Source organism: Mycobacterium shimoidei (assembly GCF_900417275.1).
GTDB lineage: Bacteria > Actinomycetota > Actinomycetes > Mycobacteriales > Mycobacteriaceae > Mycobacterium > Mycobacterium shimoidei.
The window spans coordinates 3790701-3816915 of the sequence record NZ_UEGW01000001.1 but is presented as its reverse complement, the minus strand read 5'-3'; the positions used below and the strand labels follow the sequence as shown (position 1 = coordinate 3816915).

Annotated in this window: 21 protein-coding genes; 10 read left to right on the top strand and 11 right to left on the bottom strand. The window is 65.1% G+C overall.

Going from position 1 to position 26215, the window contains the following annotated elements; all coding sequences use genetic code 11:
- Nucleotides 1-2: 2 nt before the first annotated feature.
- Both lspA and MSP7336_RS18395 read left to right on the top strand, forming a co-directional pair.
- On the top strand, nt 3-587 hold the full coding sequence (gene lspA, locus MSP7336_RS18400) for a signal peptidase II (protein WP_069396840.1): 585 nt from the start codon (nt 3-5) through the stop codon (nt 585-587).
- Nucleotides 584-1510, top strand: a complete 927-nt coding sequence (locus MSP7336_RS18395) for an RluA family pseudouridine synthase (protein ID WP_069396839.1) — start codon at nt 584-586, stop codon at nt 1508-1510. The genes lspA and MSP7336_RS18395 overlap by 4 nt, the downstream gene beginning before the upstream one ends.
- Here MSP7336_RS18395 and MSP7336_RS18390 read toward each other — a convergent pair whose 3' ends face one another.
- The 3 genes from MSP7336_RS18390 to MSP7336_RS18380 form a co-directional block, all read right to left on the bottom strand.
- On the bottom strand, nt 1511-2272 hold the full coding sequence (locus MSP7336_RS18390) for a class I SAM-dependent methyltransferase (RefSeq protein WP_113964289.1): 762 nt from the start codon (nt 2270-2272) through the stop codon (nt 1511-1513).
- A gap of 64 nt (nt 2273-2336) precedes the next feature.
- Nucleotides 2337-2744, bottom strand: coding sequence for a globin domain-containing protein (locus MSP7336_RS18385; protein WP_069396837.1), 408 nt, complete (start codon nt 2742-2744; stop codon nt 2337-2339).
- A gap of 102 nt (nt 2745-2846) precedes the next feature.
- Nucleotides 2847-3062 (bottom strand): dodecin family protein, encoded by a 216-nt coding sequence (locus MSP7336_RS18380; RefSeq protein ID WP_069396836.1) that lies wholly within the window; start codon nt 3060-3062, stop codon nt 2847-2849.
- A 157-nt stretch (nt 3063-3219) separates the two neighbouring features.
- On the opposite strand from MSP7336_RS18380, the gene MSP7336_RS18375 reads away from it, so the two are divergent.
- From MSP7336_RS18375 to MSP7336_RS18365, 3 genes are all read left to right on the top strand, one after another.
- The gene (locus MSP7336_RS18375) at nt 3220-6225 is read left to right on the top strand and encodes an MMPL/RND family transporter (RefSeq protein ID WP_069396835.1); all 3006 of its coding nucleotides are present in this window, start codon (nt 3220-3222) and stop codon (nt 6223-6225) included.
- Between the two features lie 135 nt (nt 6226-6360).
- Nucleotides 6361-9924, top strand: a complete 3564-nt coding sequence (dnaE, locus tag MSP7336_RS18370) for a DNA polymerase III subunit alpha (protein WP_113964288.1) — start codon at nt 6361-6363, stop codon at nt 9922-9924.
- A gap of 210 nt (nt 9925-10134) precedes the next feature.
- Nucleotides 10135-10842 (top strand): hypothetical protein, encoded by a 708-nt coding sequence (locus tag MSP7336_RS18365; protein ID WP_113964287.1) that lies wholly within the window; start codon nt 10135-10137, stop codon nt 10840-10842.
- Between the two features lie 333 nt (nt 10843-11175).
- Here the strand turns inward: MSP7336_RS18365 and MSP7336_RS18360 are convergent, their stop codons facing one another.
- On the bottom strand, nt 11176-11628 hold the full coding sequence (locus MSP7336_RS18360; protein ID WP_069396832.1) for a PPOX class F420-dependent oxidoreductase: 453 nt from the start codon (nt 11626-11628) through the stop codon (nt 11176-11178).
- A 61-nt stretch (nt 11629-11689) separates the two neighbouring features.
- Here MSP7336_RS18360 and MSP7336_RS18355 point away from each other — a divergent pair, with 61 nt between their 5' ends.
- A complete protein-coding gene (locus MSP7336_RS18355) occupies nt 11690-12100 on the top strand; it encodes a MerR family transcriptional regulator (RefSeq protein WP_069396866.1) in 411 nt (136 codons plus the stop codon).
- On the opposite strand, the gene MSP7336_RS18350 is transcribed toward MSP7336_RS18355, so the two are convergent.
- Nucleotides 12072-12311, bottom strand: coding sequence for a hypothetical protein (locus tag MSP7336_RS18350; protein WP_232321061.1), 240 nt, complete (start codon nt 12309-12311; stop codon nt 12072-12074). The two genes, MSP7336_RS18355 and MSP7336_RS18350, sit on opposite strands and share 29 nt — an antisense overlap.
- An 87-nt stretch (nt 12312-12398) precedes the next feature.
- Here MSP7336_RS18350 and MSP7336_RS18345 point away from each other — a divergent pair, with 87 nt between their 5' ends.
- The 3 genes from MSP7336_RS18345 (at nt 12399) to MSP7336_RS18335 (ending at nt 15135) form a co-directional block, all read left to right on the top strand.
- Entirely contained in the window at nt 12399-12836 is a 438-nt protein-coding gene (locus MSP7336_RS18345) for a nitroreductase family deazaflavin-dependent oxidoreductase (protein ID WP_069396831.1), read from the top strand.
- A gap of 30 nt (nt 12837-12866) precedes the next feature.
- Nucleotides 12867-14156, top strand: coding sequence for a threonine ammonia-lyase IlvA (ilvA, locus tag MSP7336_RS18340; RefSeq protein ID WP_069396830.1), 1290 nt, complete (start codon nt 12867-12869; stop codon nt 14154-14156).
- A gap of 61 nt (nt 14157-14217) precedes the next feature.
- Nucleotides 14218-15135, top strand: a complete 918-nt coding sequence (locus tag MSP7336_RS18335; protein WP_084226506.1) for a phosphatase PAP2 family protein — start codon at nt 14218-14220, stop codon at nt 15133-15135.
- Here the strand turns inward: MSP7336_RS18335 and treZ are convergent, their stop codons facing one another.
- The 6 genes from treZ to MSP7336_RS18305 all read right to left on the bottom strand — a co-directional run bounded on the left by treZ (nt 15136) and on the right by MSP7336_RS18305 (nt 24783).
- Nucleotides 15136-16857: a malto-oligosyltrehalose trehalohydrolase gene (gene treZ / locus MSP7336_RS18330; protein ID WP_113964286.1), complete on the bottom strand. Its 1722-nt coding sequence runs from the start codon at nt 16855-16857 to the stop codon at nt 15136-15138.
- Nucleotides 16850-19159 (bottom strand): malto-oligosyltrehalose synthase, encoded by a 2310-nt coding sequence (gene treY, locus MSP7336_RS18325; RefSeq protein ID WP_113964285.1) that lies wholly within the window; start codon nt 19157-19159, stop codon nt 16850-16852. Before treY ends, treZ begins: the two co-directional genes overlap by 8 nt.
- Nucleotides 19160-19162: 3 nt before the next feature.
- The gene (gene glgX / locus MSP7336_RS18320) at nt 19163-21340 is read right to left on the bottom strand and encodes a glycogen debranching protein GlgX (RefSeq protein ID WP_113964284.1); all 2178 of its coding nucleotides are present in this window, start codon (nt 21338-21340) and stop codon (nt 19163-19165) included.
- 28 nt (nt 21341-21368) lie between these two features.
- Nucleotides 21369-23537, bottom strand: coding sequence for an acyltransferase family protein (locus tag MSP7336_RS18315; protein WP_113964283.1), 2169 nt, complete (start codon nt 23535-23537; stop codon nt 21369-21371).
- Between the two features lie 63 nt (nt 23538-23600).
- Nucleotides 23601-24209 carry an NlpC/P60 family peptidoglycan-binding protein RipD gene (gene ripD, locus MSP7336_RS18310; RefSeq protein ID WP_069396825.1) on the bottom strand — a complete coding sequence of 203 codons (609 nt, stop codon included), beginning with the start codon at nt 24207-24209 and terminating at the stop codon, nt 23601-23603.
- Nucleotides 24210-24408: 199 nt separating this feature from the next.
- Nucleotides 24409-24783, bottom strand: a complete 375-nt coding sequence (locus MSP7336_RS18305) for a hypothetical protein (RefSeq protein WP_113964282.1) — start codon at nt 24781-24783, stop codon at nt 24409-24411.
- 76 nt (nt 24784-24859) lie between these two features.
- On the opposite strand from MSP7336_RS18305, the gene MSP7336_RS18300 reads away from it, so the two are divergent.
- Nucleotides 24860-26212: an adenosylmethionine--8-amino-7-oxononanoate transaminase gene (locus MSP7336_RS18300; protein WP_113964281.1), complete on the top strand. Its 1353-nt coding sequence runs from the start codon at nt 24860-24862 to the stop codon at nt 26210-26212.
- The last annotated feature ends 3 nt before the right edge of the window (nt 26213-26215 follow it).

Here is a 26215-nt window from a genome sequence, read left to right as displayed (position 1 = left end):
ATGTGAACGCCAGCGACGATGCAGAGCGAAGCGATGTGGAGAAGCGGCCCGCGCCGCCGCGCCGGTTGCGCCTGCTGCTCTCGGTCGCGGCGGTGGTGCTGGTGCTCGACATCATCACCAAGGTCCTCGCCGTAAGACTGCTGACGCCCGGCCAGCCGGTGTCGATCATCGGTGACACCGTCACCTGGACGTTGGTGCGCAATTCCGGGGCCGCTTTCTCGATGGCGACTGGCTACACCTGGGTGCTGACCCTGATCGCGACGGGGGTGGTGGTCGGGATTTTCTGGATGGGACGACGCCTGGTGTCGCCGTGGTGGGCGATCGGCCTGGGCATGATCCTGGGCGGCGCAATGGGCAACCTCGTCGACCGGTTCTTCCGATCACCGGGCCCGCTACGCGGACACGTGGTCGACTTCCTGTCGATCGGCTGGTGGCCGGTGTTCAATGTCGCCGACCCGTCGGTGGTGGGCGGGGCGATTCTGCTGGTCGCGCTGTCAGTCTTCGGGTTTGACTTCGACACGGTCGGCCGGCGGAAGATCACCGACGAGATGCTGGAGACTGCCGGCAAACCCGACGAACCCTCGTGACCGACCGGTCGATGCCCGTCCCGGAGGGACTGGCGGGTATGCGGGTGGACGCCGGGCTGGCGCGGCTGCTCGGGTTGTCCCGCACCGCCGCCGCGGCGCTCGCCGAAGACGGCGGTGTCGAGTTAGACGGCGTAGTGGTGGGCAAATCCGATCGGCTGACCGCCGGCGCGTGGCTGCAGGTACGGCTGCCCGATGCACCGGCGCCGCTGGAGAACACCCCGGTCGACATCGAGGGCATGACGATCCTGTATTCCGACGACGACATCGTCGCGGTCGACAAACCGCCCGGTGTGGCCGCTCATGCCTCGGTGGGCTGGACCGGCCCGACCGTGCTCGGCGGGCTGGCCGCCGCCGGTTACCGGATCACCACCTCCGGTGTGCACGAGCGTCAGGGCATCGTGCATCGCCTGGATGTCGGCACCTCGGGGGTGATGGTGGTGGCGATCTCCGAGCGCGCCTACACGGTGCTCAAGCGGGCATTCAAACAGCGCACCGTCGACAAGCGTTACCACGCGCTGGTGCAAGGACATCCGGATCCTCTAAGCGGCACCATCGACGCGCCGATCGGCCGGCACCGTGGTCATGACTGGAAGTTCACCGTCACCAAGAACGGCCGGCACAGCCTGACGCACTACGACACGATCGAAGCGTTCGTCGCCGCCAGTTTGCTCGACGTGCACTTGGAAACCGGCCGCACCCACCAGATCCGGGTGCATTTCGCCGCGCTGCACCACCCGTGCTGTGGCGATTTGACATACGGCGCCAACCCGAAGCTGGCGAAAAAGCTTGGACTGGAACGTCAATGGCTGCATGCCCGCTCGTTGTCATTCACTCATCCGACCGACGGGCGCCAGATGGAGATCGTCAGCCCCTACCCGCCTGACCTGCAGCACGCGCTGGATGTGCTGCGGGCCGAGAGCTGATCACGACTCCGGCTTGCCGGCCAGCACCAGGGTCCGGGTGGAGTGGGCAACGAATGGGCCGTCGCACTGGATACGGTCGTGCAGTTGCCGCAACCGATCTCGATAGCGCTCGACGCTGAAGTCGGGAACCGTCCAGATCACCTTGCGCAGAAAGTAGATGACGGCACCGACGTCGAAGAACTCCGCACGCAACCGCTCCATGCGCATATCGAGGACTTCCAGGCCTGCCGCGCCGGCCTGCGCGCGCTCGACATCCGGGTGTCGCTCCGCGCCGGTCTCCGGCCGCGGGCCCAGAAAGAATTCGATCAACTCGAGCATCGTCGCGGGTCCGATGTGCTGGGCCAGATAGCTACCGCCGGGCCGCAGTACCCGCGCAATCTCGGTCCACCACACCGTAATTGGGTGGCGGCTGGTCACCAGGTCGAAAGAATCGTCAGCGAACGGCAGCACCGGCTCGTCGGTCGTCGCGACCACAACAGCACCGCGCGGGTGCAACAGTTGGGCGGCGCGCACCCGGTTGGGCGGCCATGATTCGGTGGCGGCCATCGTCGGCGGGAACCGTCGCGCCCCGGCCAGCACCTCGCCGCCGCCGGTTTGCAGATCCACCGCGGCCGACACCGTCGCCAAGCGTTCGCTCATCAGCCGCTGATAGCCCCACGACGGGCGCTGCTCGGAAGCCCGCCCGTTCAGCCAGGAAAAATCCCACCCCTCGACCGGTGCGGTGGTCGCATCGGCGACCAGCTCGTCAAATGGGCGAGGCATGCACACATTGTCGACCGAAGGAGGTCAAGATCGTCATGCATCGGCGGGTGCTTTCGCCGTCGGCTCAGATCCGTACCGTCGCGGAATCCGAGGCGATCTCGTCGGCCAGCGGTGCGATCACCCCGAGGATTTCGGTGATCGTCTCTGCGGGCACGCCGGCCGCGGTGAGCGAGTCGGTCAGATGTCCGGCGACCAGGTCGAAGTGGTGCATGGTGATCCCGCGGCCCTGGTGCACCTGCTTCATCGACGGTCCTTTGTAGGGCTCTGGCCCGCCTAGGGCCGCCGCCAGGAACGCCGCCTGTTTGCCTTTCAGGCGATCCATGTTGGTTCCGGCGAAGAAGCCCGCGAGTTCGTCATCGTCGAGCACCCGCGCATAGAAGTCCTCAACGACGACCTCGAGCGCCTCATGGCCGCCGATCTTGTCGAAAATGCTGGTCGACTTGTCTTTGCGAGACATCGAAAACATCCCCATGCGACTACTCGACCACGGCGGAGTTGCTTGCCAGTTAGTGTGCCGTCACTGGGTTATTACTTTGCGTAACAAGCGGATTGCCGGCGAATCACCGCAGCGCCGCTACTTCGCCTGACGCGGCCTTATCTTGAACGAGATCCGCAACTTGGTGCGGTAGGTGATCCCACCACTGGCGTCCAGGGCCAGATCTTGCTCGACGACCTCTGCCACGCGGATGTCGTCGATGGTTTCCTGCGCCCGCCGCACCGCGGTGGCCGCGGCGTCCTCCCATGACACAGTGCTCGTCCCGATCAGATCGGTCACCCTATAGACGCTCATGCTTTGTCTCCTCGCCTCCGAGAACCCAAGCTAGAGCAGCCTGCCGGAGCTGTCTGAAAAACGTTCGCATTCGACACCGAGCCGGGGTCGGTGATCGAGATCAATCCGCGATCAGCAAACCCCTACCGATCTGCCAAATTGCCGGTAACCTGTCCAAATGTTGCGGGGGGCTGACGCCGACACCGGTGCGGCCGAACCTACCGGCCTCTTCGGTCGGCTAAGCCTATTCATCGTGCGGTGGCCACTGGTTGCCATCGGGTTGTGGGTTGCCCTCGCCGCCGTTTTGACGGTGACGTTCCCGTCGCTGACACAGATGGCCCGCGAACGGCCGGTCGCAATCTTGCCGCCGGACGCCCCGGTGACGGTCACGACCAAGCAGATAACCGAGGCATTCCACCAATCGGGGTCAGAAAACGAAAACGTCCTACTGGTCCTTTTGACCAACGAGAAGGGCTTGGGGCCCTCCGACGAGGTCACCTACCGGGCCCTGGCCGACAAGCTGCGGCGCGACACCAAAGACATCGTTATGCTGCAGGACTTCGTCAACGCCCCGGCCCTGCGCGAGGTGATGACCAGCAAGGACCATCAAGCCTGGTACCTGCCCATGGTGCTCGCCGGTGGGGTGGGCTCACCTGAGTTGCACGACGCCTACACCCGGGTCGCCGAGATCGTCAGGAACACCGTCGCCGGATCAACGCTGACGGCAAACCTCACCGGCCCCGCGGCCACCGGCGACGATCTCAATTACATCGGCGTGCGCGATATGCATGTGATCGAGACCGCCGTCGTCCTCATGGTGCTCATCATCCTGTTCGTCGTTTACCGCAACCCCGTCACCATGATGTTGCCGTTGATAACAATCGGCGTATCGGTGGTGACCGCGCAGGCCATTGTGGCCGGAGTCGCCCAGCTTGGGCTGGGTATCACCAGTCAGACCATCACGTTGATGACGACGATGATGGCCGGCGCCGGAATTGACTACGCCGTCTTTCTCATCAGCCGTTACCACGACTATCTGCGGCTCGGCGTGGATTCGGATCAAGCCGTCATGAAGGCGTTGATGTCCATCGGCAAAGTGATCGCTGGCTCCGCGGCCACCGTGTCGGTCACCTTCCTCGGGATGGTCTTCACCAATTTGGGCGGCTTCAGAACAGTCGGGCCGGCACTGGCCATCTCGATCGCGGTGGCGTTTCTCGCCGCAGTGACTTTCCTGCCGGCTCTGCTCGTCCTTGCCGGGCCTCGTGGCTGGATCATGCCGCGCCGTGACCTCACCACACGCTTTTGGCGGCGTTCCGGGATACGTATTGTGCGTTGGCCCGCAACGCATCTGGTTGTCAGCCTCACGGTGTTGATCATTCTGGCCGGCTCCGCGACTCTGGCGAACTACAACTACGACGACAGCAAAACGCTGCCGAAATCCGTCGAGAGCGCCGTCGGATACGCCAAACTGACCCAACATTTTCCGTTGAACGCGACGATCCCCGAGTACCTCGTCGTCCACTCACCGCGCGACCTGCGGGAAGCAGCGGCCTTTGCCGACCTCAAGCAGATGGTGAAGCGGGTAAGCCAGCTGCCCGATGTCGCGGCGATCCGCGGCGCGCCTCCAGTGACCGCGAAACCGCGCAATCAGGGTGCCTCGGCGGATGCAAGTGGGGTGGTTGGCGAAGCGGCAAACGTCCCGTCCGGGGATACCCCGGCTGTGCAAGACAACCAGGAAGAATCAAACGGCGAGCTGGGGGACACCTTTCCCAACGTCGCAGCCATGCTGTATCCCCTGGCCAATATGGAAGGCGGAGCGGACGAACAAATCCCGGCGATCGCCGAGGATGAATTCCCGGCGCTCGGGGAAGAGGACGCGGAAGACGACGAAGATACGACGGCTGGCGAAGGACAAAGCACGGCCGGTCAATCCGACGACGCGGCCACGTTCGTCAACACTGTGCGCGGGCTGGGGTTCGCGTTGTCCGTCGACATTGCGGACATCGCCAGCAGCCTCAACGCCGCGCCGGTGACCGTGCTTGACGTCACCGCCAGCACCGCCAACGATGGCGGAGCGCTCCAAAAGCTGGCGGGTTTCGCTGACCAGCTGCAAGCGCTGCCGGATGCAGACAGCATCGAGGCGGCGATGCAGAGCGTGCGCCAAATTCTCGATGACGCCGCCGCCACCCTGCGGTCACTGGGTGTCGACGATCCGCGCGGCCTGCAGAACCGCCCGGCCGGCCCGCCCCGCGTTGTCCATACCTACGCTGACGCGGTTCGCGAACTCATCGACGGTGTACAGGCGCTGATCAACCAGACCACCCATATCGGGGGAGGCCTGACCGGTGCGCTCACGTCGTTCATCTCGCCCGACGGGCACACGGCGCGATATGCGATTCAAACCAAACTGAACCCGTTCAGCACCGAAGCCATGAACCAGATTCACACCATCGTCGAGACCGCCCACGGGACCCAACCGAATACCGTGCTGACGGACGCTTCGATATCGGTAGCCGGAGTCACCGCGATGCTGCGCGACACCCGCGGGTACTACAACCAAGACATCCGGCTCATCGTCGCCATGACTATTTTGATTGTCTTCCTGATTTTGGTCGCGTTACTGCGCGCCGTGGTAGCGCCGGTCTACCTCATCGTCTCGGTGGTGATCTCGTACCTGTCCGCATTGGGTGTCGGGGTTATCGTGTTCCAATTCCTGCTCCACCAGGAATTGACGTTCAGCGTGCCCGGACTGACTTTCATCGTGTTGGTCGCGATGGGTGCGGATTACAACTTGCTGCTCATTTCCAGACTTCGGGACGAGTCTCCGCACGGCGTGCGCTCCGGGGTGATCCGCACGGTCGGTCAGACCGGCGGAGTGATCACTGCGGCCGGTGTCATCTTCGCCGCCTCGATGTTCGGTCTACTGTTCGCCAGCATCAGCACGCTGGTACAGGCAGGGTTCATCATCGGGACCGGCCTTCTGCTGGACACCTTCTTGGTCCGCACCATCACCGTGCCCGCGACCGCTGTGCTGATCGGAGACGCAAACTGGTGGCCAGCGCGCTCACGGCGGCGGCGGCGCTCACCGTCCGGGCGAGCAGAGCAACCGGAGCCGGACGCGGAATCGGGGACCGAAGAGGTGGGCGGCACCGTGCACTACCTGCCGGCGGCGAAAACGGGATAACGACCAATTCCCGGTCCCACAGCGCTGGTGAGATCGCTGGCTCCCAGTTTGACGTCGCATCGCGCGGTGACGGCGCAAGACACGCTTCGCGACACGCCCGAAGGTGTCGGTGTGCGGTCATAGACTGGCGTCTCTATGACTGATCCGTCCGCTCTTGGCGCCAGCGCTAATCGCGCGTCCTTCGTGCACCTGCACAACCACACCGAGTACTCGATGCTGGACGGTGCTGCGAAGATCGCCCCGATGCTGGCCGAGGCACAGCGGCTGGAGATGCCTGCGATCGGGATGACCGATCACGGAAACATGTTCGGCGCCAGCGAGTTCTACAACTCGGCCAGCGCCGCCGGGATCAAGCCGATCATCGGCGTCGAGGCCTACGTGGCGCCCGGCTCCCGTTTTGACACCCGCCGTATGTTGTGGGGCGATCCGGGCCAGAAGAGCGATGATGTGTCCGGCGGCGGGTCGTATACCCACCTGACCATGGTCGCGGAGAACGCCACCGGCCTGCGCAACCTGTTCAAGCTGTCCTCGCTGGCCTCGTTCGAGGGTCAACTGAGCAAGTGGTCGCGGATGGACGCCGAGTTGATCGCCGAGCACGCCGGCGGGATCATCGCCACCACCGGCTGTCCTTCCGGCGAGGTGCAGACCCGGCTGCGGCTCGGCCAACACCGCGAAGCGCTGGAGGCCGCCGCCAAGTGGCGGGAGATCTTCGGGGCCGACAACTACTTCCTGGAACTGATGGATCACGGACTGCCCATCGAGCGGCGGGTTCGTGACGGGCTGCTGGAAATCGGCCGCGCCTTGGGTATACCGCCGCTGGCCACCAACGACTGCCACTACGTCACCCGCGACGCCGCGCACAACCACGAGGCGCTGCTGTGCGTGCAAACGGGCAAGACGCTTTCGGATCCCACCCGGTTCAAATTCGACGGCGACGGCTACTACCTGAAGTCCGCGGCCGAGATGCGGGCGATCTGGGACGACCAGGTTCCCGGTGCGTGCGACGCCACGCTGCTGATCGCCGAGCGGGTGGGCTCCTACGCCGAGGTGTGGGAGCCGCGGAACCGGATGCCGGTCTTCCCGGTGCCCGACGGGCATGACCAGGCGTCCTGGCTGCGCCACGAGGTCGATGCCGGGCTGCGGCGACGCTTCCCGGATGGGCTGCCCGACGGCTACGCGCAGCGGGCCGCCTACGAGATCGAGGTCATCTGCGAGAAGGGATTCCCGTCCTACTTCCTGATCGTCGCGGACCTGGTCAACTATGCGCGATCGGTGGACATCAGGGTCGGGCCGGGCCGCGGGTCGGCGGCCGGCTCGCTTGTTGCCTATGCGCTTGGCATCACCGATATCGACCCCATTCCGCACGGGTTGCTCTTCGAACGATTCCTCAACCCCGAGCGGACCTCGATGCCCGACATCGACATCGACTTCGACGACCGCCGCCGCGGTGAGATGGTGCGCTACGCCGCCGAGAAGTGGGGACACGACCGCGTCGCGCAGGTCATCACCTTCGGCACCATCAAAACCAAAGCGGCGCTGAAGGATTCGGCTCGAATCCATTACGGTCAGCCCGGCTTCGCGATCGCCGACCGGATCACCAAGGCGCTTCCGCCGGCGATTATGGCCAAAGACATCCCGTTGGCCGGCATCACCGACCCCAGCCACGAGCGCTACAAGGAAGCCGCCGAGGTTCGCGGCCTGATCGACACCGATCCTGATGTGCGGACCATTTACGAGACCGCTCGCGGGCTGGAAGGCCTGATCCGTAACGCGGGCGTGCATGCCTGCGCGGTGATCATGAGCAGCGAACCGCTGGTCGAGGCGATTCCGCTGTGGAAGCGGCCGCAGGACGGCGCGATCATCACCGGCTGGGATTACCCCGCCTGTGAGGCGATCGGCCTGCTGAAAATGGATTTCCTCGGGCTGCGCAACCTGACGATCATCGGTGACGCCATCGAGAACATCAGAGCGAACCGGGGAATCGACCTCGATCTGGAATCCGTCCCACTGGACGACAAAGCCACCTACGACCTGTTGGGTCGCGGCGACACGTTGGGGGTGTTCCAGCTCGACGGCGGGCCGATGCGCGACCTGCTGCGCCGCATGCAGCCAACGCGCTTCGAGGACGTCGTCGCCGTCATCGCGCTGTACCGGCCCGGACCGATGGGCATGAACGCCCACAGCGACTACGCCGACCGCAAGAACGGGCGCCAGGCGATCAAGCCCATTCACCCCGAGCTCGAGGAACCACTGCGCGAGATCCTCGCCGAGACTTACGGCCTCATCGTCTACCAAGAGCAGATCATGCTCATCGCGCAGAAGGTAGCCAGCTACTCGCTCGCCAGAGCAGACATTCTGCGCAAGGCGATGGGCAAGAAGAAGCGCGAGGTACTGGAGAAAGAGTTCGAGGGCTTCTCAGATGGCATGAAAGCCAACGGGTTTTCGGCAGGCGCCATCAAAGCGCTGTGGGACACCATCCTGCCGTTCGCGGACTACGCGTTCAACAAGTCGCATGCCGCCGGATACGCGATGGTGTCTTACTGGACGGCGTACCTCAAGGCCAACTATCCCGCCGAATACATGGCGGGGCTGCTCACCTCGGTCGGCGATGACAAGGACAAGGCCGCGGTCTACCTGGCCGACTGCCGCAAACTGGGCATCACGGTGCTGCCGCCGGACGTCAACGAATCCGGCTTGAACTTCGCCTCGGTCGGCACCGACATCCGCTACGGACTTGGCGCGGTACGTAACGTCGGCGCCAATGTCGTTGCGTCGCTGCTGAACACCCGCACCGAGAAGGGCAAGTTCACCGACTTCTCCGACTATCTGAACAAGATCGACATCGCGGCCTGCAACAAGAAGGTCACCGAGTCGTTGATCAAAGCCGGAGCGTTCGACTCGTTGAACCACCCCCGGAAAGGCCTGTTCTTGGTGCACACCGACGCTGTCGATGCGGTGCTGGGCACCAAAAAGGCCGAGGCGATGGGCCAGTTCGATCTGTTCGGCGGCGCGGACGCGGGCGCCGACGCCGTGTTCACCATCAAGGTGCCCGATGAAGAGTGGGACGACAAACACAAGCTGGCGCTCGAACGCGAGATGCTCGGCCTGTACGTGTCGGGCCATCCACTCAAAGGCGTGGCGCACCTGCTGGCGACCCAGGTCGACACGGCCATCCCGGCGGTGCTCGACGGCGACATCCCCAACGACACCGCGGTGCGAGTCGGCGGGATCCTCGCGTCTGTCAACCGCCGAGTGAACAAGAACGGAATGCCCTGGGCGTCAGCGCAATTGGAAGACTTGACCGGCGGTATCGAGGTGATGTTCTTCCCGCAGACCTATTCCGCTTTCGGCGCGGATATCGTCGATGACGCAGTGGTGCTGATCAACGCGCGGGTGAAGATTTCCGACGACAGGGTGTGCTTGATCGCCAATGACCTTGCGGTGCCGGACTTTTCCGGTGCGCAGGTGGACCGGCCGCTGGCGGTGAGCCTACCTACCCGGCAGTGCACGATCGACAAGGTCAGCGCGCTCAAACAGGTGCTGGCGCGCCACCCGGGCACGTCGCAGGTACATCTGCGGCTGATCAGTGGGGACCGGATCACCACCCTGGAACTGGATTCCTCGTTGCGGGTTACGCCGTCGCCGGCGCTGATGGGCGATCTCAAGGCACTTCTGGGCCCGGGCTGCCTGGGAGGCTGAGAACTGTGGCTACAGACGCATTGACGCGGGTGTAATATCTGGAGCTCACGGCTTCACCGTTAACAGCTGTAACACGGGTTCTGGTCGGCTGGGCGATGCCAGACCCAAAATTCAATATCACAATTTACTTGAATCCCGATAACGACACGCCGTCACTCCTGTAACGTCTGAAACTCGGACGTTAATTGACGCGAGCGATTGGGAAATTCAATGCCGAACCCGCACCGTGTGTTGTCCGTTCTCGGCGCGGCCGCCGCCGCATTGCTGGCCGTCCTGTTCCTGCCGAAGCCTGCCGCCCATGCCGAGGCCACCTACGAGGACCTGTATCAGACCTGCGACGGCGCGATATGCATGGTTCAAGACCCGGGCTACCTGGCCAATTGGGAGTACAGCGGCATGCGTCCGTTGGTCACCGATTGGCAAGGGACACAGCCCTACACCGTCGTATTGACCCAAGGTGGTGAGACGGTCGAACTCGGGAGCTATCAGATCACCGCCGAAGACACCTGGACGCCCATGTATTCGGTGTGGCATTACGAGTACGGCGATTTCACCCCGGCCATCGAGGGCAGCGACCCCGACCTGGGAGGGTTCGCGGATATGTCGGGGGCCTCGGTCTACGACTTCAGCATGCTCGACGGCGACGTTCAGATCCTGACGCTCGACGACGTGGTGGTGCACGGGCATGAACTGACCTACCAGGTCATCACCATCGGGGATTTCACCAACACAGCGGTGATCGACACCGTCAACGGCACGTCGGCGGACTTCATCCAAATCGGTGACGCCGACCCGCAGTTCCTTTACAACAGCCTGTTCCACGGATGGATCCCCGAGGTGCCCGAGTACCTGGTCCCGGCCGACATGTTCGCCCAGATGGATTTCGATCCCGGCGATTTTGTGTGGGGGACGGCCTAAAACGCCCCGGGGATTTGGGCGATCGCCGACGCTCGGCATCCATGCATACAGCGGGGTCGACGATGAACCTGGCCGTCGGATGTGTGATGACGAACGAAGTCAACGAGTTGTGCACGCGCCGAGGAGCAAACATCCCCTCCACGATCGCGGCCGTTGGTACCGAGCGCGGTACCTGAGGCAGTGCCGTAGCCCGCACGACACCCCGCGGTTGGGGGAGTCCGGCATCGACGATGTTGTCGAGAAACCGGCGGTCCGGCCGTCGCGGTCACCAGGCCCCACACGAAACCCGTCACGGCGCCGCAGCACTTGGCAAGGCTGGGGGAGCCAACGGGGTCAGCCAACCGACAAGTCCACCCGCACGATGACGCTATCGGGCCACACGGCGCGATGCCGAACGCGGCGCAGCTTTTCGGCGATACCTAGTTCCCGGTGAACATTGGTGACGCCTGGGATCTTGAGCATCGGCACGACATTCCACTGCCAGCCGTACCGCCGGTGCAGCATCCGGTTACCGTCCTCGGCCTCGGCGCCCGCCAAGAGGGTGGCACGGCCGGCCACCGGCGTCGCGCCCGCACGAATCCGGCCCCGGTAATCGCACGCAGTGAGCAAGACGTCGGGGCGTGCCGCTAATCGGCGGGTCTTGGGTCCCACCTTGGTTCGAAACAGCGCCTGATCGCCGTCCAGCGTGAACCAAATCGGGGTGTCCACGCCTGTACCGTCCCGGCGAAACGTCGTAAGCAGGGCGAACCGCGCGTTCCGCAAGTCGTCGAGGGTGTTGGTGTGCATGGGGACAGTGAACGATTTAGAGTTGGCTCTAAGTCAACCCGTGGGATTCGAGGAGGCGCCGATGGCCGCCGGACTGACGATCGGGGAGGTTGCGCGCCAAGCCGCCGTCGCGGCGACCACATTGCGCTACTACGAGCAGGTCGGCCTGCTACCGCCGCCCGCGCGGGTGGGAGGTCAGCGCCGTTACGGCGAGGCGGTGCTCGCCCGGCTGAAGGTGATCCGGTTGTGCAAAGCCGCCGGATTCACCCTCGATGAGATTCAAGTGTTGTTCGCCGACGATGCACCGGGACGTCCGGCGAGTCGTGCGCTGGCCGAAGCCAAGCTCGCCGAAATCGACGCACGGATGGCGGAGTTGGCCCAAGCCCGCGCCGTCATCGAATGGGGGATGCAGTGCACCTGCCCGTCGATCGACGCCTGTACCTGCGGCATTCACTCCGCGCCGGTCATTGACCAGACTGCGACAGCGTCCTGAGCAGTAGCCCGAGGACGCTGGCAACGCCCGCGGCGGCCAGCACCGACGCCGCCGCGCTGGCGGTGAGCACCACCACGACCAGTATCGTGGCCAGACCCGCAAGCAGCGCGACCAGTTTGTAGCGGGGCCAGGGCACACCGGCGACCAGAACCGTGCCGTTGAACGGACCGGTGAAACCGGCCGGCAAATGCAGATGTCGCGGTGCCGTCACAACTTTCAGGATACGGTGCACATATTTTTTCGGGTAGCCGAAAATGGCCGCGGCAGACGTCCGGCCGGCGCCCGTTAAGGTTGTGGCATGCCGCTATCAGGTGAATACGCCCCCAGCCCCGTCGATTGGTCCCGCGAACAAGCCGAGAAGTACATCGAGTCCGGCGGAACAGACGGTACCGAGCTTCAGGGCAAACCCGTCATTTTGCTGACCACCGTCGGAGCCAAGACCGGCAAGCTTCGCAAAACCCCGCTGATGCGCGTCGAGCATGACGGTGAATATGCGATCGTGGCCTCGCTCGGTGGGGCTCCGAAGAACCCGGTCTGGTACTACAACGTCAAGAAGAATCCCCGGGTGGAACTGCAGGACGGGCCGGTCACCGGCGAGTACGAGGCTCGCGAGGTTTTCGGCGACGAGAAGGCCATCTGGTGGGAGCGTGCCGTCGCCGTCTGGCCGGACTACGCCGAATATCAGAAGAAGACGGACCGGCAAATTCCGGTCTTTGTACTGACCCCTGTGCGCTGAACTGCCCTGCTGAATGGCACCATTGACCGGGTGTCCGCCGAATCAACTCGAACGCCGGCCGGCCCGGCAGCGGGACCGCTGACCGCGGCCGATATCGACGCGGCGGCCGAGCGAATCGCCGACGTGGTCATACCCACGCCGCTGCAGCCCTGTGACCGGTTGTCGGCGGCCACCGGGGCCACTGTCTATCTCAAACGCGAAGACCTGCAGGCGGTTCGCTCCTACAAGTTGCGCGGTGCCTACAACCTGTTGGTACAGCTGTCCGAGGAGGAAACCGCCGCGGGCGTGGTGTGCTCGTCGGCGGGCAACCACGCGCAGGGCTTTGCGTTCGCGTGCCGGGCGTTGGGGATTCGCGGTCGGGTCTACGTGCCGGCCAAGACGCCCAAGCAAAAACGTGACCGGATCCGTTATCACGGCGGCGAGTTCATCGATTTGATCGTGGGCGGGACGACCTACGACATGGCAGCCGCGGCGGCGCTCGACGACGTGGCGCGAACCGGTGCCACCCTTGTCCCGCCGTTCGACGACCCGAGGACGATCGCCGGTCAGGGGACGATCGCGGTCGAATTGCTCAATCAGCTCGACGGCGAGCCGGATCTGGTGGTGGTCCCGGTGGGTGGCGGTGGCTGCATCGCAGGCATCACCACCTACCTGGCGGAGCGCACGACCAACACGTCGGTGCTCGGTGTCGAACCGGCGGGCGCGGCGTCGATGATGGCCGCGCTGGCTGCCGGCGGGCCGGTGACCCTGGACCACGTGGATCAGTTCGTCGACGGCGCGGCGGTGAATCGGGCCGGGAGCCACACCTACGCCGCCCTGGCCGCGGCGGGCGACATGGTATCCATGACCGCGGTCGACGAGGGTGCCGTCTGCACCGCGATGCTCGACCTGTATCAACAGGAGGGCATCATCGCCGAACCGGCCGGCGCGCTGTCGGTTGCGGGTCTACTGGAAACCGAGATCGAGCCGGGTTCGGTTGTCGTGTGCCTGATCTCGGGTGGCAACAACGACGTGTCACGCTACGGCGAGGTGCTCGAGCGTTCGCTGGTGCATCTGGGCCTCAAGCACTACTTCCTGGTGGACTTCCCCCAGGAGCCGGGCGCGCTGCGGCGATTCCTCGACGACGTGCTCGGGCCGAATGACGACATCACGCTGTTCGAGTACGTCAAGCGCAACAACCGCGAAACCGGTGAGGCGTTGGTCGGGATCGAGTTGGGGTCGGCTGCCGATCTCGACGGCCTGTTGGCCCGGATGCGAGCCACCGAAATCCACGTCGAAGCACTCGAACCCGGCTCGCCGGCCTACCGCTACCTCTTGTAGCCAGAGTCAGCGCCGCGCGCGGTCCCGGCACCGCGGCCCGCGACATGGTTGGATTTTGGTCATGACACAGTACGGATCCGGTACGCCGGGTTTCGGCCTGGTCAGCGCCGGGGTCGTGCTGTTGCTGGTGCTGCTGGCATTGGCGGCAATCTGGGTCGCTCGGTCCCAGCAGCTGGTGCCCACGCTCGTAGCGCGGGCGCGCGAGGTTGCCGTGGTCCGACGGGCGGAGACATGGGCCCGTGAGCAGCTCGAAGCCAGGGTGTTGCCCGTAGTCCGCCGGTTCCCGGCCTACGAAGTCGTGGGTGTTGCTCTGCTCGCGGGGTTGTCCGTGGTCGTGACGCTGGCGGTCGCTTTTTCCGAGGTGCTCGAGGACGTGCTCGCAGGTGAGGGCGTTGCCGGGATCGACCAGCCAACCGTGCGGTGGCTGGCAACCCACCGTGACCTGTGGCTGACCGCAACCATGAAAGTGGTCTGCGGGCCGCCCGGTGTTGTGGTGCTGGCTGCAGTGGCGGTTCTGACCATCGTCGTCGCCGCGCGGCGGTCGCGATCCTGGGCACCCGTGGTGTTCGCCCTGGTGGGTGGCGTCGGGATCGCGGTGATGCTCTTCACGGTCAAGGCCTTGGTGACCCGCGACCGCCCACCGATACCGTTCGCGGTGATCTCGGTGGACGGATTTTCCTTTCCCTCGGGCCACGCCGCCGGCATCGCCGGGGGCGTGGGCATAACCGCGTGGCTGCTGACCAGTTGGCTGATCACCGGGTGGACCGGGCGAGTGGTGGTGTGGACCGCAGCGGTAGGTGTGGCTGCGCTGATGGGGTTCTCGCGTGTCTACCTGGGGGTGCATTACGTCAGCGACGTGCTGGCCGGCTGGCTGTTGGGCGCGGCCTGGGCCAGCGCTGTCATGGCGGTCGGATCATTGTGGATCAGCCTGCAGCGAGCCCGCGCCGGTCAGGCGGGCGCCGGTGACCGGTCGGCGTGATCAGGTGCGCAGCACGGCAAACGAGTAACCTTCTAACGCAACGTTGTCGGCGGCCAGCGTCGGCGATCCCCACGACAACATGAGCTCACCGTGCACCGGTACCGATACCGTTTGTGCGCTCAGGTTGCAGACAAGCCTCAATCGTCCGCGGTGCACGATGATCCACCGTTGGTCCTCGTCGTAGTCGACACTCAGGTGCTCTAGCCAGGGGTCGGCGAGGTCGGGCTCGGTGCGGCGCAGCGCAATCAGATCGCGGTAAAGATCAAGCAACGCGGCATGATCGCCGCTTTCGGTTTCGTCCCAGTCCAGCTTGGAACGCTGGAAGGTCTGCGGGTCCTGCGGGTCGGGAATCTCCGCGGCCTCCCAGCCGTGTTCGGCGAACTCGCGTTTGCGGCCCTCAGCGGTGGCCCGGGCGAGTTCGGCTTCCGGGTGCGAGCTGAAGAACTGGAACGGACGCGTCGATCCCCATTCCTCTCCCATGAAAAGCATTGTTGTATAAGGAGATAACAACACCAGAGCGGCCTTGACCGCGAGCTGGCCGAAAGTGAGGTTTTGCGACGGGCGGTCCCCGAGGGCGCGGTTGCCGACCTGGTCATGGGTACAGGTGTAGGCCAACAGCCGGGTGGCGGGGATCTGCGCGGTGTTCAGCGGTCGGCCGTGGCGACGCCGCCGAAACGACGAATAGGTAGCGGCATGGAAAAAGCCGTTGCGCAAGGTCTTGGCCAGCGCGGCCATCGACCCGAAATCGGCGTAGTAGCCCTGCTGCTCGCCGGAAACCGCGGCGTGGATGGCGTGATGGATGTCGTCGTCCCACTGCGCGGTGATCCCGTAGCCGCCGTCCTCACGGCGAGTGATCAGCCGCGGATCGTTGCGGTCGCTTTCGGCGACCAGAGACAGCGGACGGCCCAGTTGTGCGGCAAGCATGTCGGTTTCGGCCGCCAACTCCTCGAGGATGTGGATGGCGGTGGTGTCCACCAGCGCGTGAACGGCGTCCAGCCGCAGGCCGTCGGCATGGAAGTCACGCATCCAGCGCAGCGCGCAGTCGATGATGTAGCGGCGTACCTCGTCGGAATCGGCGTCGGCGATGTTGATGCCCTCACCCCACGGGTTGCTGGCCGACGACAGATACGGCCCGAAGCGGGGCAGATAATTGCCCGACGGCCCCAAGTGATTGAAGACCGCATCGATCAGCACCCCCAGACCACGGCCATGGCAGGCATCGACGAAGCGCACCAGCCCATCTGGGCCTCCGTAGGGCTCATGCACCGCGTACCACAGCACGCCGTCGTATCCCCAGCCCTGTGTTCCGGAGAAGGCGTTGACCGGCATCAGCTCCACGAAGTCCACGCCGAGATCGACCAGGTAGTCCAGCTTTTCGGCGGCGGCGTGGAAAGTGCCTTCCGCCGTGAACGTTCCGACATGTAGTTCGTAGATCACCGCGCCGTCGACCGATCGGCCTGCCCAGGCGCCGTCGCTCCAGTTCACCGCCGCGGCGTCCCAGAGTTGCGAGCGGGCGTGCACGCCGTCCGGCTGACGGGGCGACCGTGGATCGGGCAGCACCTGTGGGTCGTCGTCGAGCAGATATCCGTAGCGGGCATCGGGCGCTGCCTCGACACTGGCCTGCCACCAGCCGTCATCGGCCCGTGTCATCGGGTACACCGCGCCCTCGACGTCCAGACGCACCTGCGCGGGTTTGGGTGCCCAGACGGCGAATTCAGCCATCGGAGCGTTCCAGCAGAGCAACCGGAAGTTCGGCGAACAGCTCGGCGACGGCCGTCACGCCGGTGTGCGTGCGGCCGCTGAGCGTGTCCGTCCATGAGCCGTCCGGCAGCGGTATCACCGTGTCGGCCCACCCAGTGTCCTGCAGGCGCACCGTCCAGCGGCTGACCGCGACCAGTACGTCGTCGCCGCGCCGAAACGCCACCACATGATCGGAGGCCGCGCCGGAGGCGATCACCGGCTGATAGCCGCCGTGCAGGAAGGGGTCCGGACGGGAGCGGCGCAGTCGCAGGGCCGCGTGTACAACCCGGATCTTCGGGTGATTCCGCGTTTTCAGCTCTGCCCTGCGCGCGGAGTAGTCGACGAGTCGACGGTTGTCCGGATCGACCAGACTGTCATCCCACAGCTCGGTGCCCTGATAAACATCGGGTATCCCCGGCACGGTCAACGCCAGCAATTTCTGGCCCAGCGCATCGTTTTCGATATGAGCGCGGAGCTGGTTGACCAGGCTGGTCAGCTCGGCGGCGGCCGGCCCGTCGAGCACGTTGTCGAGCCACCGGTGCACGGCCGCTTCGAACTCGGGGTTCGGCTCATGCCAACTGGTATGCAGGGCCGCTTCGCGGATGGCCTTCTCGGTGTAGGCATGCAACCGGTCACGCAGTTCTGTGGTGACTTTGCCGTCCACTGGCCAAACACCGAAGATGTTCTGCCACAGGAACAATCCGGTTGCCGGGTCAGGGGAGGGTGTCGTGGTTTCCCAGCGGGCGACGAATTCGGTCCACAGCGACGGCACCTGCGACAGCACACCGATGCGGGCTCGCACGTCTTCGCCGCGTTTGGTGTCGTGGGTGGTCAGCGTGGTCATCGTCTGCGGCCACAGTCGGGCGCGGGCGGCGGCCCTGTGATGGAACTCCGCGGCGCCCACGCCGAACCGCTGCGGGTCGCCACCGACTTCGTTGAGCGACACCAGCCGGGCGTCGCGGTAGAAAAGGCAATCTTCGGTTGCTTTGGCAGTGACCGCGCCACACAGCTGCTGCAGCCGGACCGCTGACTCGCGATCGGTGGCCACCGCGGCGGCGATCAGCTGTAGGGGCGGGCCCAATTCCGGTGCCTCGGCTTCGGTTTGAGCCAGCGCCGTCGGCAGTGTGGCGGTGAGTCCGCGATAGTCACTGCGGTACACCGGGATGTGGCTGAGCAAGTGGGCCACCGCATCTCCTAACAGCGGATGATCGGCGCCGGACGCAGCGGTAATGCAGCGCCGCAGCCGCGCCAGCTCGCTGGCCAGCGTGTCAGTGGCCGCGACGGTCTTGAGCTCCGTCAACAATGCCGGCATGGCCTGATAGTCGACACCGGCGGACTCGAACAACGCGGTCAGTGCCGGGGCGCCGGTCGGGTCCACGAAAAGCCCGCCCACTTCCCGCAATACGTCATAACCGGTGGTGCCGGCCACCGGAAGCGTCGGCTCCAGCGCCTCGTCGACGGCGAGAATCTTTTCGATGACGATCCACGCATCCGGTCCGGTCAACTCGCGCAACCATTCCAAATAGCCTGCCGGGTCGGATAATCCGTCGGGATGGTCGATACGGACACCGTCGACGAGGCCGTCGGCGAACCAGCGAGCCACTTCAGCGTGCCACGCGTCGAAAACCCTGCGGTCGTCTTGACGAAGCCCGGCCAGCGATGTGATGGAGAAGAATCGGCGGTAACCGCAAGCGCCGCTGCGCCACCCGACCAGGCGGTAGTGCTGGCGGTCGTGCACGTCCGGACCACTTCGGCCGCCGGTACCGGGTGCGATCGGAAACGCGAGGTCGCCGAGCCGCAGCACGTCACCGTCGACGGTCAGATCGGCGATGTCGTCGTCAGAGCCCAACACCGGCAGCACGATTCGACCTTGGTCGGCATCTGAATCGAGTTGCCAATCGATATCGAAGAATCGCGCGTACTGCGACGACCGGCCGTGCCGCAGCACGTCCCACCACCAGGGGTTCTGCTCGGGTTTGTCGATGCCCATGTGGTTGGGCACGACGTCAACGATCAGGCCCAACCCGCGCTCACGCGCCGTCGCCGACAGCCGTGCCAGACCCTGCGCGCCGCCGAGTTCGGGTGAGACGATCGTCGGGTCGACGACGTCGTAACCGTGCGCCGACCCGTGCACCGCGGTCATGATCGGGGAAAGGTACAAGTGCGAGATCCCGAGTTCGTCGAGGTAGTCCACCAGCTCCTCGGCGTCGGCGAAAGTGAACGCGAACCCGCTTTGCGGACCGCGCAGTTGCAACCGGTAGGTCGAAAGTACCGGAAAAGCCATCCGTTACAAGGTCTTCCGGAATACAAGCAACGAGCGAGCAGGTAGCGTGATCGTTTCACCGGCGTTGACCACCCGCTCACTTGCCCCGTTCGGCTCGGTGGTGTCCAGCTCGGCGGTCCATTGCTGCGCATAGTCGCCGTCAGGGATCACCAAGTTGACGTCATGCTCATGTGCGTTGAAACACAACAGAAATGAGTCGTCAACCACGCGTTCGCCGCGCGCATCGGGCTCGTGGATGGCATCGCCGTTGAGGAACACCGCAACGCATTTGTCCAACCCGCTGCCCCAGTCCTCCTGCGTCATCTCCCGGCCGGACGGCGTCAGCCACGCGATATCGCCGAGTTCGTCACCGCGCCGCATCGGCCGGCCCTCGAAGAAGCGGCGGCGGCGAAACACCGGATGGTCCTTGCGTAGCTGCGTCGCCCTGCGGGTGAAGGCCAGCAGGTCGGCGTTCTTGTCGGCCAGCGACCAGTCCATCCACGACAGCTCGGAATCCTGGCAATACACGTTGTTGTTGCCCTGCTGGGTGCGGCCCAGCTCGTCGCCGTGGGCGATCATCGGCGTTCCCTGCGAGACCATCAATGTGCCCATGATGTTGCGCATCTGCCGCGCGCGCAGGGCCAGGATCTCGGGGTCGTCGGTGGGGCCCTCGACGCCGCAGTTCCACGACCGGTTGTAACTTTCCCCGTCGCGGTTGTCCTCGCCGTTGGCCTCGTTGTGCTTCTCGTTGTAGGACACCAGGTCGTGCAGCGTGAAGCCGTCATGGGCAACGACGAAATTGATGCTGGCGCCGGGCCGCCGTCCGGTTTCTTCGTAGAGGTCTGACGACCCGGTCAGCCGGGACGCGAACTCGCCCAGGGTCGCGGGTTCGCCCCGCCAGAAATCACGCACGGTGTCGCGGTATTTCCCGTTCCACTCGGTCCACAAACCTGGGAAGTTCCCGACTTGATAGCCGCCTTCGCCCACGTCCCACGGTTCGGCGATCAATTTGACCTGGCTGACCACCGGATCCTGCTGAACCAGGTCAAAGAATGCGCTCAGCCGGTCGACATCGTAGAACTCCCGGGCCAGCGTCGACGCCAGGTCGAACCGGAAGCCATCGACGTGCATCTCGGTCACCCAGTACCGCAGTGAATCCATGATCAGCTGCAGGGTGTGCGGGTGGCGCGCGTTGAGGCTGTTGCCGGTGCCGGTGAAGTCCTTGTAGAACCTCAGGTCGTCGTCCTCGAGGCGGTAATACGCGGTGTTGTCGATGCCGCGAAAATTGATCGTCGGACCCAGGTGGTTGCCCTCGGCGGTGTGGTTGTAGACCACGTCCAAGATCACCTCGATGTCCGCCTCGTGGAAGGTGCGGACCATGGTCTTGAACTCGGCGACCGCGGCGCCGGCCTGTCGGTTGGCGGCGTATTGGTTGTGGGGCGCGAAGAACCCGAAAGTGTTGTAGCCCCAGTAGTTTCGCAGACCCAGCTCTAACAGACGTTGGTCGTGGAGGAACTGATGGACGGGCATCAGTTCGATCGCAGTGACATTCAGCGACTTGAGGTGATCGATGATCGCGGGGTGCGCCAGACCCGCGTACGTCCCGCGCAGTTCCTCGGGAATGCCAGGATGCGTCTGCGTCATGCCCTTGACGTGGGCTTCGTAGATGACCGTTTCGTGGTAGGGCGTGCGCGGTGCCCGATCTGATGCCCAGTCGAAGTACGGGTTGATCACCACGCTGGTCATCGTGTGTCCGAGCGAATCGACCATTGGCGGAGTGCCGGTTTCCGCCGGGTCATCGGCGGCCGCTTTCAGATCGTAGGAAAACAGGGCCTGGCTGAATCTGAAGTCGCCGTCGAATGCCTTGCCGTACGGGTCGAGCAACAGCTTGCTCGGATCGCAGCGCTGCCCGGCCGCCGGGTCGAAGGGCCCGTGTACGCGAAAACCGTAGCGCTGCCCCGGCGAAACGGTGGGCAGGTACGCGTGCCAGACGTAGCCATCGACTTCGTCAAGCCGAATACGAGTTTCGGCGCCGCTCTCGTCGATCAGGCACAGATAAACCTGCTCGGCGACTTCGGAGAACACCGCGAAGTTCGTTCCACCACCGTCGTAGGTAGCCCCGAGCGGATAGCTGTTGCCCGGCCACACCTTGGTCAAGGTCGGCCCGCTGTCCGGTCGTCGAGCCGACGGGTTCGGTGACATTAGTCCAACTTATCCGTGCCCCCGGACGTCACCACCAGCCGGTGGCAGCGGCGATCTGGCGGCCGAGCTCGGCTGCCATGGTGCGCATGTAGGTGGCGGACAGATGGTGAGCGTCGTGGTAAATCAGTACATTTCCTTCTACGGCGCGACATATCTCCGCGCGACACACCGCGTCACTCATGTCCAGCGGCTTGAGTAAGGGGAACTGCTCGACGAAATCAAGTGTCGGGTTGCGATCGGACAACGCATCGGCGCGCTTGACACCACAGGATTGCGCGTTGCCGCCCTTGGCCAGGCAGTCTGCCGGCTCGAACGGGTTGCCGTCTTTGACCAGCCATGGCGTGTCTCGCATGGCCAGCACCGGAATGTTGTTGTCGGAGAAGGTCTGCCAAATGCCGATATACGTGGCGGGCATGACATCACCGGGTTTGATGTTCCATGGCCGGGTCGAAGTGGTGAACACGTAGTCGGGGTGATCGGCGATCAACTTGGCCATTGTCTTGTTCACCCACTCATGACACTGCGGATACGCCGCATTGCTGCCCATGATGATCGGGACTTCCTCGGTGGACAGTGGACAGCCCATCTTCAGGTAGGTCACCACCTTGAAGTGGTGCATGCGACCGAGTAGGTCGAGTGCGGTGAGCCAGTGTTCGGCATGCGACCCGCCGGCCAGCGCGATCGTGCGTGTCGCCTCGGGATCGCCGTACGTGCAGTTGATCAGCGCGGGATTCTTGAAGTCACTGATACAGCCGTCTCTGGTCGAAGCCGGTAAGTCCTTTGCGGCTTCTAAGACCGTGGGCCGCATCCGCAGCTTCGGCACCCGCACGTGTGTGGTGAGCGCTCGCGCCCCCGGATAGTCGCGGAAGCTGAGCCCGCTCAGCTCCTTTCCGCCGGCGCGCTGCACGGTGACGTGCTCGCGCCAGGTGAACGAGGTCGCGGTCAGCGTCACGCCCAACAGCGCTACCGTCGAGCCCAGTGCGATGGTCGGTCGGCGCAGCCGTACCCGCCACGGAATGGCCGGTTCCCGGGTCGTCTCGGGAGTCGTGCGGTAGCGCAACGGATCCTCGACCCGGCGCAGGGTGAAGTAGGCCAGCACACCGGAAATCAGCAACAGCGCGGTGCCCTCGAAGAAGTTGGCTCGCCGATGGCCGGTGTAGGACAGCCAGAAGATCAACAACGGCCAGTGCCAGAGGTACAGCGAGTACGCCATCCCTCCCAGCGTCACCAGCGGCCCGGTGGCCAGAATCCGGTTGGGTATCGGCATCCGGTCACGGGTGCTGGGGTCCGCCTGGCGGTTGGCGCCGGCGAGGATGAACAGCACGGTCGCCCCGACCGGGACCAGCGTCCACGGGCCGGGGAATTCCCGGACGCCGTCAATGAATGCCCCGCAGGACAGGATCGCCGCCAGCGCGACGGTTGACACGGCCGTGCGCAGCCACATCGGCCAGCGGATCAGCGGCACCAGCGCACCGGCCAAGGCGCCCAGCAGCAGCTCCCAGCCGCGGGCGAAGCTGTTGTAGTACGCGGTTGCCTGGTTGACCTGGTGGGCGAAGATTGCGTAGCCGAACGACGCCGCGGTCAACACGCTGAGTACAACGATGAACGTGGTTCGCAGCCGCGCCCCGAGCCGTCGGCGAGCCGCGTAGGCCACTCCGAACACCAGTACCAAGAAGGCGATGTAGAACTGCCCCTGCACCGACATCGACCAGATGTGCTGCAGTGGGCTGACCGCTTCGCCGGCTCGTAGGTAGTTGGCGACGGTGCCGGCCAGCTCCCAGTTCTGGTAGTAGCCCAGGCTGGCCAGGCTCTGGTTGGCGAACGCTTCCCAGCGCGTTTGTGGCTGGATCAGGATGGTCAGCACCGCGCAGCCGGCCAGCACCACCACCAGAGCCGGTAGCAGCCGCCGGATCAGCCGGGTCACGTCGGGAAGCAGCGACAGCGAAGACGCCGGGTTGAGTGCGGTGCGAAGCACCTTGCCGCCGAAGAAGAACCCCGAGAGTGCCAAGAACACGTCCACGCCTCCGGACACTCGACCGAACCAGACGTGGAACATCGCCACCAGTGTGATGGCCACACCGCGCAGGCCGTCGAGGTCGTGCCGGTAGAAACCGGCCTTCCGATCTCCTCTTACGGCGGCTCTTTCACCGGCTGAAGGCTGCGAAACGGCCGATCGGGTCGGGGACAGGGCAGTCATGATCGACTGACAATTTACCGAACCGCCGGTATCCCGCCGACCCGATGCAAAAACAGCCGGTGACTACTCGATGATCCGGGTCAGGTACGGAGTCATGTTGGAGGTGCGCGCTGCCGAAACCGTCACGGCCGGTTCAGTCGCTTCGATCATCTGCCCGTTTCCGAGATAGATCGCGACGCTTTGGCTGCCGCCCGGGCCGTAGCACATCAGGTCGCCGCGGCGGGCCTGTGCGGGCGGGACCTTCCGACCGACGTTGCACTGTTCGCCCGATGTCCGCGGCAGCTTGATTCCGACGCCGGCGAAGGCGTACTGCACCAGGCCCGAAGCGTCGAATCCGACAACGCCGGGGGTGGGGACGGGGCTGATCCCGGGAAGGGTCGCGGTCCCGGGCAGGCCGGGCGCGGCGGGGATCGCGGGGGTTCCGGGGATCGTGGCGGTGCCGGGGTACCTGCCGGGGGAGGTGCTGGCTCGTTGGCTGGCCCCGCCGGTCGGGCCCGATGCATTGCCGCCGCCGTAGACGAACGGAACGCCGCGCTGCGACAGGGCGCGCTGCACCACGTACTCGATGGATTGCGCGCTCGACAGGGGGGCAGCCGATGCCAGGCCGGCTGGGACCACCGCTGGGGTCAATACCAGCGCCAGGCCGGTTGCAACGGCATAGACGCGCTTCATTTGGGGCCACCTTCCCAGACCGCTGAGTTCACAACAGTCACTTCAGTCACTACTGCAACACAGGATAGCGGCGTCCGGGGTATCGCCTCGCGGCGGGAAGCCCTTTTTGGCCGACCGTGACCGAACGGTGACCGGTTGGCCGCGAAAGCTCAATCACGCGCGGCCGGTTGTGATTTGGCTCTCAGCGTGTCGGTGTCTGTCAGTGCCAATAAGGCTCACTGAAAGCCGTGATCGCGGCGCCGGCCAGGGAGCTGAGCATGACGAGGGCCACCGCCAGCAACGGCCAGAAAAACAGGTACCAGCCTTTTGCGAGGGATACGAACGGGCCGATCACGGCTGCGGCCGCCGCCGCGCCGATACCGCCCCACACCACCGGGTAAATCCACAGGTCCACGCCAAACGGCGCCGGCGGGCAACTGTCCGCCGGGCACACGTGCGAGACGAATCCGAACAGCGTCGACGACACATCCGTCGCGAATGCCACCGCGGCCACCACCGCCCATATCGCGACCGTGCAGATCACGTCCCAGCGGGCCACCCGCGGTCGGGGCGGTTGGTTTTGCTCGGTCGCCATGGCGTTCCATGCTCCCCGATGGCCGGGGGTTCGGCGACCGGTGGATCGGCCCGGCTCTGCACTACCCTCGATCTCCATGGCTTTATCTGCTCCCGAGCCGACTCCTGGGCCGGTTTCTGGGTCGGCTTCTGGGTTGACTCCCGAGCAGATCAGCGCCATCGACGCCGCGCATCTGTGGCATCCCTACAGCACTATCGGCGCCGAAAGCGTCGCTCCGGTCGTGGCGGTCGGTGCCCGCGGGGCGTGGTTGACCCTGGTGCGTGACGGCCAGTCGATCGAGGTGCTCGACGCGATGAGCTCGTGGTGGACTGCAATCCACGGCCACGGTCACCCGGTACTGGACCGGGCGCTGGCCGCGCAGCTCGACACCATGAACCATGTCATGTTCGGCGGGCTGACCCACGAACCGGCCGCGCGGCTCGCGCAGCTGCTCGTCGAAATCAGCCCCGCCGGGCTGGAAACCGTGTTCTTCTGCGACTCCGGGTCAGTGTCGGTGGAGGTCGCGGTGAAGATGGCGCTGCAGTACTGGCGCAGTCGCGGACAGTACGGCAAACGGCGGCTGATGACCTGGCGCGGCGGCTACCACGGCGACACGTTCACGCCGATGAGCATTTGTGACCCCGACGGCGGCATGCACGCGCTCTGGACCGACGTCCTGGCGTCGCAGGTTTTCGCGCCCCAAGTGCCTCGCGACTACGACCGGGCCTACAGCGAGCAGTTCGAATCTCAGTTGGCCGAGCACGCGGCCGAGTTGGCGGCTGTGGTGGTCGAGCCGGTGGTCCAGGGCGCCGGCGGCATGCGCTTCCACGACCCGCGCTACCTTCGCGACTTGCGGGAGATCTGCACCCGCCATGACGTGTTGCTGGTTTTTGACGAGATCGCCACCGGCTTCGGGCGCACCGGCGAGCTGTTCGCCGCCGACCACGCCGGCGTCAGCCCGGACATCATGTGCGTGGGCAAGGCGCTGACCGGCGGCTATCTGAGCTTGGCGGCGACGCTGTGCACCGTCGACGTCGCGCGGACCATTAGCTCCGGCGAGGCGGGGGCGTTGATGCATGGACCCACGTTCATGGCAAACCCGCTGGCCTGCGCGGTGTCGGTGGCCAGCGTCGAGTTGCTGCTCGGGCAAGACTGGCGCTCGCGCGTAGCGGCGATCAACGCCGGGCTGATTGCCGGGCTGCGAGCCGCCCGGGAATTACCGGCCGTGACCGATGTGCGGGTGCGCGGCGCCATCGGGGTGATCGAATGCGACCGGCCCGTCGACCTGGCCGTCGCCACCCCGGCGGCGCTGGATCGCGGAGTGTGGCTGCGGCCGTTCCGCAACCTGGTGTACGCGATGCCGCCGTTCATCTGCACTCCCGACGAGATTGCGCAGGTCACCTCCGCAATGGTCGACGTCGCCGAACTCACCGGCTCTCGTAGGCTCTAGGCG

What these genes read in the sequence shown, in the direction of transcription:
- ripD (WP_069396825.1), bottom strand. Translation starts at nt 24,209, where the DNA reads ATGAAGCGCGTCTATGCCGTTGCAACCGGCCTGGCGCTGGTATTGACC.
- treZ (WP_113964286.1), bottom strand. Translation starts at nt 16,857, where the DNA reads ATGGCTGAATTCGCCGTCTGGGCACCCAAACCCGCGCAGGTGCGTCTG.
- MSP7336_RS18390 (WP_113964289.1), bottom strand. Translation starts at nt 2,272, where the DNA reads ATGCCTCGCCCATTTGACGAGCTGGTCGCCGATGCGACCACCGCACCG.
- MSP7336_RS18300 (WP_113964281.1), top strand. Translation starts at nt 24,860, where the DNA reads ATGGCTTTATCTGCTCCCGAGCCGACTCCTGGGCCGGTTTCTGGGTCG.
- MSP7336_RS18315 (WP_113964283.1), bottom strand. Translation starts at nt 23,537, where the DNA reads ATGACTGCCCTGTCCCCGACCCGATCGGCCGTTTCGCAGCCTTCAGCC.
- treY (WP_113964285.1), bottom strand. Translation starts at nt 19,159, where the DNA reads ATGGCTTTTCCGGTACTTTCGACCTACCGGTTGCAACTGCGCGGTCCG.
- MSP7336_RS18360 (WP_069396832.1), bottom strand. Translation starts at nt 11,628, where the DNA reads ATGCACACCAACACCCTCGACGACTTGCGGAACGCGCGGTTCGCCCTG.
- glgX (WP_113964284.1), bottom strand. Translation starts at nt 21,340, where the DNA reads ATGTCACCGAACCCGTCGGCTCGACGACCGGACAGCGGGCCGACCTTG.
- MSP7336_RS18335 (WP_084226506.1), top strand. Translation starts at nt 14,218, where the DNA reads ATGACACAGTACGGATCCGGTACGCCGGGTTTCGGCCTGGTCAGCGCC.
- MSP7336_RS18385 (WP_069396837.1), bottom strand. Translation starts at nt 2,744, where the DNA reads ATGGGGATGTTTTCGATGTCTCGCAAAGACAAGTCGACCAGCATTTTC.
- MSP7336_RS18305 (WP_113964282.1), bottom strand. Translation starts at nt 24,783, where the DNA reads ATGGCGACCGAGCAAAACCAACCGCCCCGACCGCGGGTGGCCCGCTGG.
- dnaE (WP_113964288.1), top strand. Translation starts at nt 6,361, where the DNA reads ATGACTGATCCGTCCGCTCTTGGCGCCAGCGCTAATCGCGCGTCCTTC.
- MSP7336_RS18375 (WP_069396835.1), top strand. Translation starts at nt 3,220, where the DNA reads ATGTTGCGGGGGGCTGACGCCGACACCGGTGCGGCCGAACCTACCGGC.
- MSP7336_RS18345 (WP_069396831.1), top strand. Translation starts at nt 12,399, where the DNA reads ATGCCGCTATCAGGTGAATACGCCCCCAGCCCCGTCGATTGGTCCCGC.
- MSP7336_RS18365 (WP_113964287.1), top strand. Translation starts at nt 10,135, where the DNA reads ATGCCGAACCCGCACCGTGTGTTGTCCGTTCTCGGCGCGGCCGCCGCC.
- MSP7336_RS18355 (WP_069396866.1), top strand. Translation starts at nt 11,690, where the DNA reads ATGGCCGCCGGACTGACGATCGGGGAGGTTGCGCGCCAAGCCGCCGTC.
- MSP7336_RS18380 (WP_069396836.1), bottom strand. Translation starts at nt 3,062, where the DNA reads ATGAGCGTCTATAGGGTGACCGATCTGATCGGGACGAGCACTGTGTCA.